The organism is Moritella sp. F3 (assembly GCF_015082335.1).
Taxonomy (GTDB): Bacteria; Pseudomonadota; Gammaproteobacteria; order Enterobacterales; family Moritellaceae; genus Moritella.
Map to the genome: position 1 here is coordinate 230298 of NZ_BLRL01000006.1, position 16599 is coordinate 246896.

Consider the following 16599-nt stretch of genomic DNA (forward strand, 5'->3'; position numbering starts at 1 on the left):
TGAGTGAAAAATTAAGCAGTTAATTTGTAACTAATTAATTCCTTGTTCCAAGGTTGCTGTAACGTGGTCAAGCTCTTTCCAATTGCATAAAAAAATGCAGTAGAAGCCCCCCCGTTTAACCCATTGCCAAGCATCGTGAGTTGATCACGCTTAGCTGGCACACCGTCGACTAATCCTTCAGGAAGCTGCTTAAAGCGCGACACTTCAGTGAAGGTGAATAGTCTAAAATCACCTAGCGGATCATTGTTTTTTTTCAATAATTTAGGGTCTTCAATCCTTACGCGGCCATAGCCCGCACTGATCGTAGACAGACTAGTTACCTCATCAGTCACCACTCTATTTTTCCAATCGGTTTCTAATGACTTCTTCCTAAGAGAAGCGCCGATATTAAAAGCTTTGTCAGGGATCGTACTAGGATCATCGAGCAAGTGCTTTATTGGAGTTGTATTCGTCCGAGCTAATTCATCCATAAAATCAAGATTGATATTTATGCCATTAGTAACAAATACCACGAATAACCTTTTTCTATTTTCTATGTCACCATAATCTTTACCGGCAACGCCCTTGTAACCACCATTCTCATTAAAGTCTCCTGCGACGTGCATCGTGTACCCTTTTATACCGAGAATTCGCTTGAGCTGGTGGAAGGACAGGCTGTTAAAATAAGGTACAACTTGCTCTATAAATATAAGCGGTGCCTTAAAGTTTGACATCTGCAAAGTCATGAGTGTTGAAACAGTTAGGTGGCCAAAATTTTCATCCCATTCAGGCGCATCTCTATTTTTAACGTTTAACGAACTGAACGACTTACAAACGATACCAGCTGTCCACATGTGAACATCAGGTATCGCAGCAGGAAATAGCTCATGTATATCCATTGCCGCAGTAACCGTTTTGCCTTTTTTGTAGGTAGGGTTGTTGTTTGTGAATGTATCCACGAACTTAGACTCGATCTCATTCACGAAAGCCAATTCAGTGTCGAGTCCAACTTTCTTGAATCCGTCTGCGAGGCCAATATCAGCACAACCGACTCCAGCGTATAGACTGCCTGAACTCAATTTACCATTAATGATGGCTTCCGCCATGTATTCAATGCGATCTCTCACACTCTTGCTTCGAGGGGTCTCACAAAAAATTAACCGGTTTTTATTATAAATCATCATGAGCTCAGTCTCGCCTTCAAAAATCTTAGCGATAGTCTGATTTCTTAGATCGAGTCGAGACCCAATGCGAACACCGTCCCGATATTTGTAATTTTTGCTGCTTATATTGTGCGTACCATTATCATCAGCGGTAATCACAATCTTTCTAAGTTCAGGAAAATAATCGACGTTAATTAATTGTCCAGGCGGAAAGCCAACTTCGGGTAATTTAGTTAAATTTTCAATATTTATTCTACCGACAGTAGCTGATGGTTTTTGTAGCGTTATGATTTCAAAATGTTTCATTTGAGGTACCTGCTTGATTTGGATTGCTCAAAGAGCGGGTTGAGTGGGGTAGTGCAAGTCATATTACGATTAGATAATCGAGTACATGATTACCTTATTATTATCGATTGCCTGGTTGTACATATCAGATAAACTTGGTTGAGTTGCACATTTAAAATAACGAGATACTTTGTCCATTTCTCGCTGTATAACAACTTCAAGTACACCTCGTGACGCAGAAGAAACTTCTTCTACACCGACTGCTAACTTAAATCCATCTTGATCGATAGCGGTTGTTGTATTGTTCATAAGTGTCTCCATAGACGGTTTGAAAGGTAGGCCATGCAGTACGCATGTGTCATTGAGTAGCCTTAGCTGACATTTGGTGATAAAGCATCACAAAACAGATAATGCGAGTCACAAGTAGAAATGACTTGGAACGTGCTTTAGCTGTTATTAGTTACTTAGATATGTTGTTTTGATTAGTGTGACGTCGTCACGCGCAAGAAAAATACGCATTAAATTAAGTCGCCATTGGACTTATTTGAATATTGAATTGGAAGTGAGGTCGAAACCTAACTACATCGTAGCACAGTTATTAAAAATATAAAGCTTCAACCACTTAAGCTAAGTTGTAGCCTATCGCGTAGGATATATCGTAAGTCCATCACAGGAATACCAAGATACCGATAATAAGTTTACATACAAGGCAGTTAAAAACGCTGACCATAATGGATAAGCTTAAATGCATATGACTAATAATATGCCCACTGGCAGATTTGTTATCTGTCCACCGTTTCCTATCAGAATCATGTTAACCACTCATTTTTAAATAGTTTTTTAACTTCAACTTGCTATGTAGCTATTTAACTGTCAGTATAAACGCAAATATACAACTATAGTTGCGTTATGATTGGAAGGCCACTTGTAGACAATGAGCTGTTTAAGCCATTGATAAGTCGTAATTACGGCAAGAATACAGAATTGAAGTACCGCAACAAACTTTTGTTGTTATTGGCTGGATTGGTCGGCTTACGAGAAATTGAATTAACACTGGTAACTATTGATTTATTTGTATCTCCGACGGGCGCGTTAAACGAGTTTGTTATCTTGCCTGACTCGATAGCAAGGGACGGTAACGAACGGCCTATATTACTATCAAATGAGCACATCAAGGATGCGCTGGAGCAATACATTAAATGGCTTATTCAAACGGGTATTAATACTCAACCAGGCAAGCACTACCTTGGTCTAGATCCCACCGCTGAATTGCTAGTTAATGATGATCTTAAAAAATTTTCATTGCAAAAGAGAGGGAACGATGACCGATTGAGTCCACACGCTATGAACAAGCGACTGGATAAACTAATTCAAGATGCTGGCTTATGGGATAAAGGTGTAAGACGTTTATCTCTGATCAGAACGTGCGTAATTGAATCTTATAGGTGTGGAATGTCTGTATCTGACATCTGTATTACCACCGGTTTTAGTGATGATAGTATCTCGAAAATATTGATCATGGACTACACAGCATACAGTCCAATCAGTGCGTTCTTTATTAAACGAAAAGAAACTAAGCAACGGCGACTTGAATCCTTTAAAAAACGCCGCCGCTTTATGATTTAACTAATGGGAAACTTAATATGAGTCATGAACGAATAAAAGGCGATAAAGCGATAACAACAATCATCGAAAATAGACTTAAGAAATGGAAAAATGAACAATCGGAAAAAGGGTTTACAGTCACGACTGAGCTTGATTCTGAGGAAACAAAACAATTCACGGCTTGGAACTCTAATCTTGAAATAGAAGCTGTAGCGGGTACTAGAACAGTGGTAGATAACTGTGAGGTTTCTTATCATTTTTATAGTTCAAATATGGACTTTGGTGAATAAAGTCGCGATAGGAAATTTAACATGATTGGAAATTGGTTTTGGAGAAGGTTAGAAAAGGGATCACCAACAGATGCAGTAATTTACATCAGTATGCGTCTATTTATAGTTGCAGCAGTATTAATAGGTTTTAGTATCTATTATTTCATCCCAAATTCAAACGTATTAGTTTCACTTGGGATTGCGTGTAGTTGCTTTTGTTTAATGACTTCGGCGCTTAGTTGGTTTTTACGAAATGATTAAGATGGGAAACTTAGCAGTGGTTACTTGGATTATTGATGATTGGGGCGTAATGAAGCGTCCCAATGGAAAATATGCTGTGATGTTTGGTGATGATGATATGGCCACTGCTAGCGGGTTATATGGAACGCGTAGATCGGCTAAAAAGCAAATCACTCACTACATTGCAAATGGATTGCCGCGAGGGCCGTTTCATGGCGCTTACAAGCAATTAAACGCAACGAATTAAATATGGGAAACTTCGATGCTATCAAATGAATACCTAAACACGCTGACGATTAGTGAAGTCTGTTATATCATGGCTGTAGCTGGGGCTATAGCTTTTACCATACCAATGTTGGTTGCTAGCTTTATTATTGCACTCAAGTTCAAAATGATTAAACGAACACAAAAAGACCCTGCTTTTTTCTTTATGACTAAACCAGTCAATATTATTATTTTATTTATTATAGCAATAAGCTCAGCCATGACATTTCAATCTTCAGGTCGATATTATTTAAGCATGTTGAATGCAGGAGGAACCGCAACTGTGTTAATTGGCGTATATGATACAAGAACTCAAGTGATGGTAGGTGAGGATTATAGTAAGTTTAGTGAAGAATCTTTTACTATGTATATTGGTATAGAGGACTATGAAAACTTTAAAATTAAACTATCAGAGCGTTCTAATCTCGACGTTGAATCTCTAAACTGGAAAGAAGCGAGAGATGCTGCAGTTGCGTTTAGTGGGAACATGTAATTATACATTTTGAATGTAGGAAACTTATGAGTTCAAATTTTAGGAGTTACCTATCCTCACCACTAGACGCAGTTTTAGAAATAATTGGTGTTAGTGAAAGTACTCCGGATGTATTGATATTTTCAATAGTGGAACAAATTGCGCTTCTCGCAATTGTTAATGATGACGATGAAATGGTTATAGCTTGTCAGACAAAAATTGATGCTTTAAACCTCTAATTACCAAATGGGAAACTTTCGATGACAGATAACAGCGAGTTTTGCGATCAAATGGCGAAAGCCATTGTGTCTCTAGGTACAGGAGAAGCCCTCGCATGCATGACTAGAAGATATGCGCAGTGGTTCAACATCAAGGTAAGGAAATTGAGTTTAAGTGCGATATTGGCACTGTCTCATTTCAACCAATAGACCTAAAAAAACACTAACTATTATGATGGAAACTTGAACAATGAATATTAGTAACTTTAAGATATATCTAAAAGAGTCGACTTTAAGTTTGGCATTTGCTGCTCTTCTTACTGCAATTCTATATATCACCATTGGCACTGAAGGGTTGGTTTCAATTGTTTTATGGTTCTTCAATGCAGCCACTGGTGGGAATTTACAGGGCTAGGAAACTGAATGTTAGATCGAATTTTAAAATTATATTGGACGCCAAAGGGGACATCTTTTTGGAAAGCTAACCTACTATCAGTATTAATTGGTTCAGTGTTATTAGCGCTATGGGTATTAACAGGGATAGTACCAGCTGATTATGCGATTGGCATTTTCATTTTAGTTGTTCTAGTTCAACTGTTGCTTGCAACTTGTGCCAGATATCATTATGGCCATGTAAATCCAAATAAAAATAGACTTTTAAAAATGGGGAACTTGGAATGAAACATTTGTTACTTGCTACTTTTGTGGGTCTTATTCTTTTTTATTTGTGGGGGACACTTAAGACAAGGGAGTGTTCGCCTAACGATGCGCTTTGTACATCTAATAAATATAAGTCAGAATAGGAAACCTGAATAAGAATTATTAATGCTATATTTTCAATGAGATAGTTAGTTTGAGACTGTATAAGCAATATAGTTATAAGCAAAGCAATCAATTACACGGGAACAAAATGAATAATATAACAGGCACTCTGAAGGTCGGATTTGGTGAATACATAAAAAAATGTTTTTGCGGGAACCCATTTGTAGCAGGAGTGTGTAGAGGTGGTGACATTCAAACAAAATGCGAACCATGTCGTTTAATGGCGCCAGCAAAGAAGAATGGGTAAATTTGTGGAATTTATTGAAATACCAATAACGCTGAATGCGATAAGAATTGATGGAAATAAACTCACGGCTTCAGTAATTGACCAATTTCAAATAAAGTCATTATTTGATTACATAGCTAAGCATCAGATAGCAGATTTTAACTTTGATTCTTATAAAGTTAGTTCGATTTGCCGAATTAGTTCATTACCAATCTTAAAAAGATATCGAACTCACTTATCAAGTTTACATGATAAGGAAACTGTCGCACGATTAATGCGACGATTTTCCAGTTGTCGTGAGTTCGGTATGTGGTCTATAGAAGGTGAGATTTTTTTGCATCCGATTGGTGCTGATTCATATTATAAATATGACAATAGTTGGGATGAGACATTAGAAGAGTTTAATTCATTATTTAAAAACATACCTAAAGCCATATACGGAATTTAATCTAGTTAAATAACTAGATATCAACGCGGTATCTCAAGGCAGTGCCAATAAGAGTTTGACGCGTTACCGACTGCCTGATAAGGGGTTATCCTTGAAGGTGTAACCGTGACACTAGCTCTGAGACCTTCTGATAAAGTGCCAGAACTCCTCTTTAAAGCTTGTTTAACATTGTGTCGATTGCCTTTTAAGTTCGATGCCGCTATAGTTTGAGCGTCAAAGGGATTTTCGCTGACATTAAATATTGCCCTCACTTCCAATTTTACTCCTCAAATGCTATCCAGCAGCATTAACCAATTCAAATATTTATCAACCACAGTTATGTGTTGTGCTTTTTCGTGTCGGTCAAATTTTCCGTGGCACTACACATACCTGTAATTGATGTTATATACATCAAAGCAAGTGGAATAGGTTTTAAGCCGCGATACCAAATAGATTGGTAACCTACTTACAATAAGCTCAATGAGCTCATACAAAATCGTCGAGGACTACCCATGAATATTGATCGAAACATTTTGAATATGTTTATTAAAACTAGCAACCGGTACAATTTGATACTTAACGGTGAGAATGACAGCCATGCTGATAATCATCCTGAAAACGTTGGTGAGTGGAGAAAAGAGCATCCTGGCACTCTTGATGACCTACCTATAAAATTTTTAAATCAACTACTAGATCTGAGTTTTCGTAAGGACTCACATCCATATTTTATATTTAAACTGAGTGAGCACGAGTGTTTCTTATTCGGTTCTCATAGCAAAGATCCGGACTGCAGAGATATTGCTGTAGAAAAAAGGTTTTACATTTCTATAAGCAATCAGAACAGATCTGAATATGGTGATGTGAATGATTACGAAAATGTATTGTTCACAACTAATTACTTTGAAGATCTGGTGGTTAGATTCGAAGAATTGATTGATAACCGGTTACAAAAACTGTTATTAAATAAAGCTATGTCACTCGTTAGTAAACTTTGGAGTATCGAACACGTTTGCATAACAAGTGAACCACATTTGAAAGAACTAAATGAAACGCAGGGCAAATTGATTAATGAATTAATTCATTGTATCGATGATAAAAACAACCAGTCCACAGTTAATGGTGAAATGCTCAGTAAGGAACAGGTTGCTAGCACCCTAACTGAGTACCCTTTTAAATTCATTAACTACGTTGCTATTGAATCATCAGCTGATACTGGTGAGACAATGTTCATTCTAAACGAATGCGCTGCTGCATAAGAGTGACATCATAATCCAATTTAAACGGGATTATGGTGCTTTTTAAACGTCATTAATCACTGCAGGAAATAGATAGTACCTGCATTAAAACATCAATTAAAACTCGCAATTAAGCGGACTGGAGAATTTTATGCAACAAGAAGTGGCCACAGACAAAGTTGAGCACAAGGTACATCGTTTGATCGGAAAACCAATAAAAACACAATTCGGCATTGCCATCGTTAAATCCTTTATTCGTTCAAAAAATTGGTTCGCGATCGAGTATCCAGATGGCGCAATGGGCTGGGTGAATGAAAGTCAGTTTACTGAAGTCGAAGAGTTGGATGGTTACTATGGATAATAGGCATCTAACACGCGATTTAAAGCTATATCTGGCTGTTCTGGTAGAGGAGGAGCAAGTTGCTAAACAAGCAGGTAATACTGATTTTTTATGCGCCATGCAGCATGCTCGGGTTAATCTTGAAAGCTTACTCGAAAGACATGGCATATCACGGACAACAACACTCGACAATGTTGAACTTCCATTAATGAAGCAATCAGACCAGATGGAAATAATAGAGCCACACGATGAATCGCTGTGGATAACAGCTATCATTGAAGGGCGTTGGGTGAATGCATTGGTCTTAAATAGCCCTGGTATTGATTGTATTAATAATGGTCGTGTTAGTCAGTGCACAGTTGCCAAGAAAAGATTTCGCGATTGGAGTAAATCTTACCGCGATGAGATGGGCTATTGTTATAACAGAGGTCTTAATTTCGATGATTTACCGAAAGGTTTGTTAGACGGGATTATTGGTCGACTGGAAACACTACCCCAGATAAACGTTAATTAATTTTAAATAAGCAGGGCGGCATTTGAGTCGCCCCTGCTAATCTACATGATTACGAACAGCTTCAAAACAGTGTATTTCGACATAATGCCATTTTGTATGCATACATATGGTCACAAACGGCACCCATATCTCAATTGCTTATTTACCACCATACTCACAGGATATTTTCTATTTAGACTTTATCAAGTCCTTTCTTACTCCGAAGTTGCTTGGCCATTTCGGATAGAGCATAACTAATCGCTTTTTCTTTGCTGCCCACATCCTTAACTTCGCTCTTTATGAAAACCATATTGTCATGATCTTCTTTGCTAAACAAAAATGATTGTGGTTTTCGGCCACCGACTTTTTGATTTAATTTAAAATTTTTCTGTGCTTTACGCAATTGAGCTTTTCGCAGCTCCACTTTATCTTCAGCTTTAGCAGCCAATTTATTTCACTCCAATTAAGTATTCATCTATTCAGAGGTTAATGGATAACAGAATAACCAGAAAGTCTTGCTGCAGTGTTTAAGTCCTCGTAAAAACCAGCACGTTCTTCATCACTGAGCAAACCAAATGTTGGCCACGTATTATTTACTAACTTCATTGAAAGAGCATCAGCTAGATTTTCTCGTATTTGAGTATCAACCCATTCAAATTTAGATAGGTCTTCAGAAAGACCGCCCCCTTCCAGTAACTCTAATAATTGAGGTTGATTCAATCTAATACCTGAAGACATTTCTAATTGTTCAACTGCATCTTTAATAAACTCTCTATCGAAAGTAAATCCATCTTTTGTGATAACCACATGTTTAGCTATACGCTTCTTGAATTCACCATGATGACCTTCAATTATGAGCGTTGCGGCTTTACCTTGCATTCCACGAGGTAATCGCCCCTTAATGCCCTTTGTGACACGTCTAGCATACTCATACTCGAAAGCGAACAGGCCTTTGCTTTGGCGGTATAGTTCGGTATCAACCAGTAAATGTCCTTTATCCCTGGTCTTCATTGCTACAATCTCAGAAAGACGCGATTTACCGGTACCAGATTGACTTAAGATGATTGAGTGATTTTCATCACCACCAGATTTAAACAAATTATTTGTGTGAGAAGCATTTCCATCTCGAGGAGCAAATGTTAAATCTGCTGCATTTCTAAATAATTCAGGATCACCGTGTGGGTCTAAAAAGTCATTCATTGACTGTATAGCTATACAATTTATATTATTTTCCAGCATATTTAATTTAGCCCCCAAAGTATCACACCGAAGAAAATCACTCATTTTTTGATTGACCATCATATTTGCCGATTTACTATCGTTAATACTTTTCATAAGCATCCTTTATACTATTACAATGGGGTGGTAATGGCTCTTTCCGTCACAAGAATCACGTCCATGTTGTCAAAACCCCGTGATAAATGGTGTTATTGTTTAACATCCGATTTGGGAACTAATTTGATACTATTTTTCATTCTATTTTCAATTGAGACAGAGATAAATATAGCGAAAAAGCAGGACGAATATACTAACATCAAAGTACTAACCCCCGCGACAAAGAACTTTACACCTGAAATCATCACACCCGTAACAGCGAATAATACAAGATTGGCTATAGCTATAAAACAGAAAACAACCATTGCTACGCGTATATGCTGTTCAACGGTAAAATCGAGCATTGAACCTATTTTATTAGCAATCTTATTTACTTTGTTCAGAATAATTACTTCACTAATTTTACTCATATTACAATTTCAAACCTTTTCTAGTGTGCCTTTTAACCAGAGAGTCTACTAACAATGAACTAATAACCCACAACACTCCCACTGAGAACACGAATGTGACCCACCAGTTTATGTAAGTACTAATATTAAACGTAAAAACAATTAATTCATCAATAATGGGCACGATTAGCCATTTGCTATAGCCCATATATGACAAGGCTAAATACATAATCCACACTGCATTTTTGAAGTAAAGGTCACAGTCATATAACTTTTCACTGTAAGGCTTTTTCATAAAAAGTCCTTTGCATTGCATTTATTTCCGTTAACGTTAAGTTCCAGAAGATTCTAGATGACGTTTAATAAATATCTTGGTGCTTTGGTCAACACGTACATCAACTAAATATTCTAACAGGTTAGCTCTATCAAACACTGAAAGGTACTCTTTGTAATCACCAATATACTCAGTACGAGCTATTTTTACTCTTAGATACTCTTTTCGAGCAGGAAAGAAAAAACAGCTGTAACCAGCATTACAGATATTAGCATAGGAGCCCAAATGTAATCGGATAAAGGCGTGTTCGCTAGAGCTGCGGTCAGTAAGATTACAGATGTAATTGAGCCAAACTCACACCAACGACTCGCTGTTGGTAAAACAAAGGCTTTCAGATTCTTGCTATTTTTCATGAAATTAATTCCCTAAGAGGGGGCCTGATTAATATTTTCGTTCAAAATAACTATCTACGCTATTAATTGTTTAATTATGGATTTAATTGAACATGTGCAGGAGAATGATTTAACCAAGATGTATATGTTTCATCATAACTAATGGCGCCACTTTTAATATCTCTGACGCCTCCTGTATCAGAGAGTAGAATTAATACTCTCAACCGTCTCGCCCCGTCTTTCAAGACAACATATTGCTTTCCGGAAACCTCACAACGGAACATTACTTTCCAGTTGCTCCCAAAGAATTCCCAATTTAGTAAGTAATGGACAAAAACTGTGAAGCCCAAAACGATCAAGCCTAATGATAACCCCACAATAGTGTTCATTTCATAAGAGCCAATTGCAAACGCTACTACAAAGATAGTTAGTGGGTTGATCGCAAGCGAATACCAACGATCCTTTTCGCTTAATTCTAGCAATTCATTTAATGTTATATTTTCGTGCATAACTTATCCTTGTTCATCATGGATCATTTCCACTAATTCTTAAAAAGAGATTTGCTGCAAGAATATACTTACATCAATTTTAGGATTTGTCTTCATAAATTAGTCAATAGACTTAGATGCTTTCTTGTCTGAATATTTTTTTTTAAAATATGAATAAAGTACTTCGCACCCAAACAAAAATAGGCCTACTAGAAGAAACCCAATTTATAAACTCTCAAATTTCGGACCATCAAGTGAGAGTTTTAAACTCACGGTCAATAATGTAAGTGCTATAAATAAAACACCTGTCTGAACTGGATTGTTAATCATCTAAGCATTACTCCTACGAACGTTGAAATGTGGTACCACAAATAAGTAAAGTCTGGACCATTAGACAGAACTTAAGCCCCGTGTAAAATCTGTTTATTTAAAAGCATATTGGCATCAATTAGATCACTAAATGTCATTTTTTCAGTGATTGTAAGTAGCGACCTAGCTTCGAGAATTAATGCGTATTTTTGTAAACTTTCGCAGTTCGACTGAGAAGTATATAAATTACAGTGACTAAATTCTGCGCTTCCAACTATCTCAATATTTCTAGATATTTCAAAAATAGCTTCACGACCTTTGAATATGTGGACTTTATATGCTGGTGATTCAAAGACAAACGCCGTGCTGATAACTAACAATACGACCGTGGGTATGATCAATCGATATCCCTGTGAGAAATACGATGCAACTAGATTGTGCAATTTCGATTTACTTCCATAAATCAGATAGAAGCCTGCAAAGAAGTTTAAAAATAAAAACAACACAATGGTGACGGATATTACTAGGCCAATATTATAGCTAGTTTCCAGTCCTAAACTACTTAACACGTTTTCGAACATATAACTTCCTTAGTGGTATTGCAGTGATCACTTTGTGATAGATTGAATGAAAGACTAAACAAGCCTTAGATGTTTTTCTTGTGTATCATCAATGACAATTATGTTATTGAACTGACGCTGTACTTTTGAACCTTTCTTAATTTCAGTGACACTGCCATAACAATTATATATAGCTTCTGTTGTTTTTAATGTTATTTGGTCATTGGATAAAAAACGGCCAAGTTGCACCTCCACATCAATTACTTCTCCGCAGTCCTTAATGGTTTTCATGTATTCTTCATTCTCATAACGGAATAGCTCTACCCAGCTATTGAACATATAGCGCTGAGAAAATCTTGCGCATAGATACGCAAACGGCTTAATTAATAGCGCGTAGCTGCCCCCTGAAAGTAAGGCATGTAAAAATGATGATAACGCCTGCGTCTCAGGCAGAAAAGCAAGTATGTTGAGTCCAGTTAGATCATTGACAAAAGAAAAAGGTGAGAAACTAATAGCACTAAACCAATATAGAACACAGAACAACAGTCCTAAAAAGGTTAAAGCACTTGCTAGATAATCAAATTTTTCTGATAGTTTTTCATTCATGTTGTGGTTCGCTCCGTGTTAATTAAGACTTTTTTTTTGATGTGAAAATTGAGTTTTTACCAAATTTTCTTCTAAACGTTCTCTTTACTACTTTAGATAGTGACATCATCAAGCACAGCCACAAAACCAAACCGTCAACGCCAAGGGTGGGGGATGCAAACCAACCTATACCATGACCTAGTAATTTAATATAAAGTGATAAGACAAACATTAACGAGGCTATCAAGCTATAAATTAAATACTGTATGAAATGTTTAGTTAATATTTTTGGTTTCACTAGAATTTACCTTTTAAATTACTCTTTAATTCATCATCCTTAGACTGCAGTTCAGCTTGAGCACCGTATTGCATATCAAATATTAAAAGGTTGACCGCGTCATATACATAAAGGCAATTTTGAGTTTTAATTATTTCTTTCATCTTCATTTGAGTTGGCAGAGAAAATCTATTCATCACTTCTTTATACTCAGAACCAGAAAGTTCCTTATCACTCTGATTAACCATCCATTTACGTAGTGGTATGAACTTTCGCTCACTCTGAATTAACCTAAGTCCTGAAAAGAAACCACAATATGGGTGGACTGTGACGTGAAACAGTATCCCTAAAAAAAACGAAACAAAAAATATAACGCCTGGAGTAATGAAACCAAATAATCCAGTTATAATAAGTATGTACCGACCATAACAGAGGCAATTAAGTCGATCCAATGCAGCCTCTCCACTAATTACAAGTCGTGTACTTTCAGAGAACACTTCATGATTGTATATCATTTTACTACCTTCAGATTTTGAATTACACCATGATTGCCATGCATAATTTAATCATACATTACTACAATAAATGGTTAAGTATCTTAATAGAGTTCGATTACGAGGCCTACTAGCTATTGGTTATTTCAACCTTGAAGCTACAGCCACTTATTCACCCCCAACGCTTTGCTAGTTCAAGGCACTTACTGCAAGTCACTTTGCTCGAACCATTTGAAACTGTAAGGTCAAAGGAGCCGCGATTAGGGGTACACAGCAAATCACCACCTTCTCTTTTTAGTCGTCCCTTAATCAATTTTTCGTGCAAATGTATGTGATTAACCGACCTTTTATTTACGCCATCGCCATTTCCATTTGAAGACAAACCTGAAAGCACTATCTTCGAAGCTGTAGACCATTCTACAGGGATGTTCAGTAAGTCATTAAACGTTCTAGCCTCAGCTTCAAGCTTCATCGTTTGCTGCTTATCGTCCTGTTCTTTGGTGGCGTTACGATCATTAACTGTTTTAATCTGTGCAGCTTCATATTCAACGTAATCACTTTTAAGATAAAAACATATTCCTGAATCAGTATTTGTTGCCACCAGTTCTGTACCAGCCTTTAATTCAACTTTTAATTTATAAGTAATCTTTCGTTCAATTGTACAAATTGATTTACCGTCACTACTTACTACGCAATCAAATTTAAGGAGGCGTACAAGAGCAGGATCTACAAATTTGCTGGTACTGTATGTATCGAGTGCAGTAGGAGGCAAAATCACGTCATCCTCCTTACCGTCCGGCTGCAATACTTGAACTGATTGCCACTCTTCATTACGTGTACTTAAGTGGTCGTGGGCGTCAGTGGATAGGTCGTTACCCCACGCTTGACGGTTCAATCGCTTAGCGGCAACTAATGATGCACCAGAACCAAAGAAAGGGTCAGCAACAATATCGCCTTCAGCTGAACTTTGCTCAATCAATGTCTCGAATAGTCCAACCGGCTTCTCAGTTGGGTAGCCGCGATGAACACGCTTGAAACTGAGTACATCAGGGATACCCAAGTTATTCAATTTGCGCTTACCTTTTTCGAAGAACAGAACGAATTCATATTGCGCTCGGAAATGATAACCCATACCTAATACTTCCTTGTTCCAAACTAACGGTTTCCAAAATTTGAACCCCGCATCCTCGCCAACAGGTTTGGCATGAAACATAGTTTCTTGATCGCACATAAAATAGAAATGTGAATTAGGCTTTAACACGCGATAGACTTCAGCGAACAACTCAACAAAACGCTCGTTAGGAAAGATGCTAAACCAGTTATTACTGGAACCTTTGCTTTGCTTGAGTCTCGTTGTAGAGCCAATTTTGCGATGTTTTTCTAGTGATTCATACGGAAGGTCCGTTATTAGCAGGTCAACACTGCTATCAGCTAGTGACTTAAGCCACTCCACTGCATCTTGTTGTGATAACTTCATCTATTGCCCTTATCTGCGTGTATAAATACCAATTTCTTAATCAATATTAAGAACGTCTTTGGCTTGTTCCTTTAGCTGCTTCATGTCCGATTTTAGTGCTTCTGCATTCCAGGCTGCATTGCTGTATATGTTGTGGTACTAGCGCGGCTGAATCCAACGGTGTTTGTTCTTTTAATGAAATTATCATGGCACTTGTCAGATCGCCTTTGCGATTTAATCGCTTCGTTAAGCACAGCCCTTAGACTTAACAGATCGGCCAAATTATCTCTTATCTCACTCATTACAATCACATCCAATAAATCGATTTTGGTCCCGCGTATATGAGATGAACCATCACGGGACAAGGTTGTTTATTAAGCTTTAATTAATAATACTTGATTACGATGTAATCACAAGTTAAATTGATTACAATGTAATCCAGCTTGCATCTGCGAAAATGTTACACCGCTAGATAACAAGGATTACCCCAGTAATTTAACCACGTCAGTAAGTGGTACCGGCAAGAAAAGTATAGGAATGTTGTTATGACTAGAATGTCTGAGGCTCATTTTGAGTTTATTCAAAACAAGATGAAATAGGCTACTTCAGCTGCTTCAAAAAATCAGAACAAAGGTACCAGTGTTGCATCAGTAACTAAAAAACCAAAAACCATAAAACTTCAGAAAAAGACTCGGGTCACAAGTTTATTAGCTTCACCGCATACACGGGCACTGACGGCATTGCACAAAAACCCAAGTTTACTTAAACGAAATCAAGAGCACTTCTTGCAAGTGCGCGTGTTTGAGCATTTAGAATTTGAGATGCCAGAAATCTATGACCTAACTTACGCAATCCCAAATGGTGGTCTTCGTTCGAATAAAACGGCAGGTGATATACTAGCCGAAGGCCTAAAGAAAGGTTATCCAGATACCGCGCTAGATGCAGCTCGTGGAATTTATCATGGCTTCCGGTGTGAAATTAAAACAAATGTCCGGACAAGGACTGAAAACCAGATAGAGTACGCAGATAAATTACGTGCTCAAGGGTATTGCGTAGTATTTTGTTATGGCTTCGAGGCTGTAATAGCAGCATTCGAGGAATACTGGAACTTGGCTGCTGGTGGCGTTATGAGTCAATTTGATTATCGAAGCAAGAAGTAACCATGTTTAAGTGCTCCTAAAGGGGGAGGGCGCTCTACCAATTCATCCATCTTCATTGACATTGGTGGAGCAACTAATATAAAGTTTACTCACTAAGCAACGTCTAAGCCGACCTGATGACGAAAAATACCGGCTCACTTCCAATGCACAACTAAATAAACCTCATTGATAGACCTGTTTAAATCAACTTAAGTGGCCACTACACCTTAAGTTCAGAACATCGATCCCATTTAGCCGCAATTCAATTAGACACTAATCCCATTAAACATTAACTCAACCAGACACTAGTCGATGTTACTAGATACAGCTATGCCTTTTTACTCAGCGCTCTTAATGCGAGAAAGCATAACTGTTTCAAGTGACTTCGTTCACTAAAACTGTCGGATTCAGGCTAATAATACCGACAAATGCTCTTAGCATTGCCCCCTTTCAAATCGCCTTTTGGCAACCTTCAATGTATGGAAAAAACCATGACAGCACTAACACTCAAGCCTACGCCAGTTTCAAAACTGTCCAAGGTTAATTACGTAGCTTTGTATTCACAGCTAAGTCTTATCCAACTAGATGATGCATGTATTGCATTGATGAAGAAGCAAATAACGGATAACGAACCGTTTAATGGTCATACTGATTCAACACTCATGCGATTAGTTGGTCCAATACTAAGAGCAAACGAAATTGAACCATCATTTTTCTTTTACTCAGGACATAAGGTATGGGTGCTCACCGCAAAAGATCGCGAAGGGAACCTAATTGACTTTCCATTTAGTATGGAAGTTTTGATGGCCACTGATAATTAAAAGAAAACGGGATAGACCGGTACATCGAAATGCCGGCATCCT

General features: G+C 37.5%; 22 protein-coding genes and 1 pseudogene. 12 read left to right on the forward strand and 11 right to left on the reverse strand.

The window, feature by feature from the left end:
- Window positions 1–11 precede the first annotated feature (11 nt).
- The gene (locus JFU56_RS12885; RefSeq protein WP_198437705.1) at window positions 12–1448 is read right to left on the reverse strand and encodes a DNA cytosine methyltransferase; all 1437 of its coding nucleotides are present in this window, start codon (window positions 1446–1448) and stop codon (window positions 12–14) included.
- A gap of 69 nt (window positions 1449–1517) precedes the next feature.
- Window positions 1518–1736 (reverse strand): hypothetical protein, encoded by a 219-nt coding sequence (locus JFU56_RS12890; protein WP_198437706.1) that lies wholly within the window; start codon window positions 1734–1736, stop codon window positions 1518–1520.
- Between the two features lie 600 nt (window positions 1737–2336).
- On the opposite strand from JFU56_RS12890, the gene JFU56_RS12895 reads away from it, so the two are divergent.
- The 10 genes from JFU56_RS12895 (at window position 2337) to JFU56_RS12940 (ending at window position 8059) form a co-directional block, all read left to right on the forward strand.
- A complete protein-coding gene (locus tag JFU56_RS12895) occupies window positions 2337–3053 on the forward strand; it encodes an integrase (RefSeq protein WP_198437707.1) in 717 nt (238 codons plus the stop codon).
- Window positions 3054–3070: 17 nt separating this feature from the next.
- Window positions 3071–3322: a hypothetical protein gene (locus JFU56_RS12900; protein ID WP_198437708.1), complete on the forward strand. Its 252-nt coding sequence runs from the start codon at window positions 3071–3073 to the stop codon at window positions 3320–3322.
- A 232-nt stretch (window positions 3323–3554) separates the two neighbouring features.
- On the forward strand, window positions 3555–3788 hold the full coding sequence (locus JFU56_RS12905) for a hypothetical protein (RefSeq protein ID WP_198437709.1): 234 nt from the start codon (window positions 3555–3557) through the stop codon (window positions 3786–3788).
- Window positions 3789–3803: 15 nt separating this feature from the next.
- Complete coding sequence (locus JFU56_RS12910; protein ID WP_198437710.1) at window positions 3804–4298, forward strand: hypothetical protein; 495 nt, start codon at window positions 3804–3806, stop codon at window positions 4296–4298.
- Window positions 4299–4324: 26 nt separating this feature from the next.
- On the forward strand, window positions 4325–4516 hold the full coding sequence (locus tag JFU56_RS12915; protein WP_198437711.1) for a hypothetical protein: 192 nt from the start codon (window positions 4325–4327) through the stop codon (window positions 4514–4516).
- A 402-nt stretch (window positions 4517–4918) separates the two neighbouring features.
- A complete protein-coding gene (locus JFU56_RS12920; protein WP_198437712.1) occupies window positions 4919–5176 on the forward strand; it encodes a hypothetical protein in 258 nt (85 codons plus the stop codon).
- A 392-nt stretch (window positions 5177–5568) separates the two neighbouring features.
- Entirely contained in the window at window positions 5569–5991 is a 423-nt protein-coding gene (locus JFU56_RS12925) for a hypothetical protein (protein ID WP_198437713.1), read from the forward strand.
- A gap of 491 nt (window positions 5992–6482) precedes the next feature.
- Window positions 6483–7226 (forward strand): hypothetical protein, encoded by a 744-nt coding sequence (locus JFU56_RS12930; RefSeq protein ID WP_198437714.1) that lies wholly within the window; start codon window positions 6483–6485, stop codon window positions 7224–7226.
- Between the two features lie 130 nt (window positions 7227–7356).
- Window positions 7357–7566: a hypothetical protein gene (locus JFU56_RS12935; protein ID WP_198437715.1), complete on the forward strand. Its 210-nt coding sequence runs from the start codon at window positions 7357–7359 to the stop codon at window positions 7564–7566.
- On the forward strand, window positions 7559–8059 hold the full coding sequence (locus JFU56_RS12940) for a hypothetical protein (protein WP_198437716.1): 501 nt from the start codon (window positions 7559–7561) through the stop codon (window positions 8057–8059). The genes JFU56_RS12935 and JFU56_RS12940 overlap by 8 nt, the downstream gene beginning before the upstream one ends.
- Before the next feature lie 172 nt (window positions 8060–8231).
- Here JFU56_RS12940 and JFU56_RS12945 read toward each other — a convergent pair whose 3' ends face one another.
- From JFU56_RS12945 to JFU56_RS23085, 9 genes and pseudogenes are all read right to left on the reverse strand, one after another.
- Window positions 8232–8486, reverse strand: coding sequence for a hypothetical protein (locus JFU56_RS12945; protein ID WP_198437717.1), 255 nt, complete (start codon window positions 8484–8486; stop codon window positions 8232–8234).
- 38 nt (window positions 8487–8524) lie between these two features.
- Complete coding sequence (locus JFU56_RS12950) at window positions 8525–9373, reverse strand: hypothetical protein (protein ID WP_198437718.1); 849 nt, start codon at window positions 9371–9373, stop codon at window positions 8525–8527.
- 92 nt (window positions 9374–9465) lie between these two features.
- Window positions 9466–9783: a hypothetical protein gene (locus tag JFU56_RS12955; RefSeq protein WP_198437719.1), complete on the reverse strand. Its 318-nt coding sequence runs from the start codon at window positions 9781–9783 to the stop codon at window positions 9466–9468.
- A gap of 465 nt (window positions 9784–10248) precedes the next feature.
- Window positions 10249–10449: a hypothetical protein gene (locus JFU56_RS12960; protein WP_198437720.1), complete on the reverse strand. Its 201-nt coding sequence runs from the start codon at window positions 10447–10449 to the stop codon at window positions 10249–10251.
- A gap of 74 nt (window positions 10450–10523) precedes the next feature.
- A complete protein-coding gene (locus JFU56_RS12965) occupies window positions 10524–10937 on the reverse strand; it encodes a hypothetical protein (RefSeq protein WP_198437721.1) in 414 nt (137 codons plus the stop codon).
- Window positions 10938–11317: 380 nt separating this feature from the next.
- Entirely contained in the window at window positions 11318–11806 is a 489-nt protein-coding gene (locus tag JFU56_RS12970) for a hypothetical protein (protein WP_198437722.1), read from the reverse strand.
- A gap of 54 nt (window positions 11807–11860) precedes the next feature.
- Window positions 11861–12391: a hypothetical protein gene (locus JFU56_RS12975; RefSeq protein WP_198437723.1), complete on the reverse strand. Its 531-nt coding sequence runs from the start codon at window positions 12389–12391 to the stop codon at window positions 11861–11863.
- A 276-nt stretch (window positions 12392–12667) separates the two neighbouring features.
- Complete coding sequence (locus tag JFU56_RS12980; RefSeq protein ID WP_198437724.1) at window positions 12668–13162, reverse strand: hypothetical protein; 495 nt, start codon at window positions 13160–13162, stop codon at window positions 12668–12670.
- A gap of 811 nt (window positions 13163–13973) precedes the next feature.
- Window positions 13974–14618: pseudogene (locus tag JFU56_RS23085) on the reverse strand (site-specific DNA-methyltransferase); the annotation flags it as partial.
- 719 nt (window positions 14619–15337) lie between these two features.
- On the opposite strand from JFU56_RS23085, the gene JFU56_RS12990 reads away from it, so the two are divergent.
- Together JFU56_RS12990 and JFU56_RS12995 are read left to right on the forward strand one after the other, a co-directional pair.
- On the forward strand, window positions 15338–15757 hold the full coding sequence (locus JFU56_RS12990; RefSeq protein WP_198437726.1) for a hypothetical protein: 420 nt from the start codon (window positions 15338–15340) through the stop codon (window positions 15755–15757).
- 470 nt (window positions 15758–16227) lie between these two features.
- Window positions 16228–16557, forward strand: a complete 330-nt coding sequence (locus tag JFU56_RS12995; protein ID WP_198437727.1) for a hypothetical protein — start codon at window positions 16228–16230, stop codon at window positions 16555–16557.
- Window positions 16558–16599: the final 42 nt, after the last annotated feature.

Coding starts and splice junctions, on each gene's coding strand:
- JFU56_RS12895 (WP_198437707.1), top strand. CDS start 2,337: ATGATTGGAAGGCCACTTGTAGACAATGAGCTGTTTAAGCCATTGATA.
- JFU56_RS12920 (WP_198437712.1), top strand. CDS start 4,919: ATGTTAGATCGAATTTTAAAATTATATTGGACGCCAAAGGGGACATCT.
- JFU56_RS12950 (WP_198437718.1), bottom strand. CDS start 9,373: ATGAAAAGTATTAACGATAGTAAATCGGCAAATATGATGGTCAATCAA.
- JFU56_RS12970 (WP_198437722.1), bottom strand. CDS start 11,806: ATGTTCGAAAACGTGTTAAGTAGTTTAGGACTGGAAACTAGCTATAAT.
- JFU56_RS12960 (WP_198437720.1), bottom strand. CDS start 10,449: ATGAAAAATAGCAAGAATCTGAAAGCCTTTGTTTTACCAACAGCGAGT.
- JFU56_RS12900 (WP_198437708.1), top strand. CDS start 3,071: ATGAGTCATGAACGAATAAAAGGCGATAAAGCGATAACAACAATCATC.
- JFU56_RS12890 (WP_198437706.1), bottom strand. CDS start 1,736: ATGAACAATACAACAACCGCTATCGATCAAGATGGATTTAAGTTAGCA.
- JFU56_RS12885 (WP_198437705.1), bottom strand. CDS start 1,448: ATGAAACATTTTGAAATCATAACGCTACAAAAACCATCAGCTACTGTC.
- JFU56_RS12905 (WP_198437709.1), top strand. CDS start 3,555: ATGATTAAGATGGGAAACTTAGCAGTGGTTACTTGGATTATTGATGAT.
- JFU56_RS12965 (WP_198437721.1), bottom strand. CDS start 10,937: ATGCACGAAAATATAACATTAAATGAATTGCTAGAATTAAGCGAAAAG.
- JFU56_RS12910 (WP_198437710.1), top strand. CDS start 3,804: ATGCTATCAAATGAATACCTAAACACGCTGACGATTAGTGAAGTCTGT.
- JFU56_RS12935 (WP_198437715.1), top strand. CDS start 7,357: ATGCAACAAGAAGTGGCCACAGACAAAGTTGAGCACAAGGTACATCGT.
- JFU56_RS12930 (WP_198437714.1), top strand. CDS start 6,483: ATGAATATTGATCGAAACATTTTGAATATGTTTATTAAAACTAGCAAC.
- JFU56_RS12940 (WP_198437716.1), top strand. CDS start 7,559: ATGGATAATAGGCATCTAACACGCGATTTAAAGCTATATCTGGCTGTT.
- JFU56_RS12955 (WP_198437719.1), bottom strand. CDS start 9,783: ATGAGTAAAATTAGTGAAGTAATTATTCTGAACAAAGTAAATAAGATT.
- JFU56_RS12995 (WP_198437727.1), top strand. CDS start 16,228: ATGACAGCACTAACACTCAAGCCTACGCCAGTTTCAAAACTGTCCAAG.
- JFU56_RS12980 (WP_198437724.1), bottom strand. CDS start 13,162: ATGATATACAATCATGAAGTGTTCTCTGAAAGTACACGACTTGTAATT.
- JFU56_RS12975 (WP_198437723.1), bottom strand. CDS start 12,391: ATGAATGAAAAACTATCAGAAAAATTTGATTATCTAGCAAGTGCTTTA.
- JFU56_RS12915 (WP_198437711.1), top strand. CDS start 4,325: ATGAGTTCAAATTTTAGGAGTTACCTATCCTCACCACTAGACGCAGTT.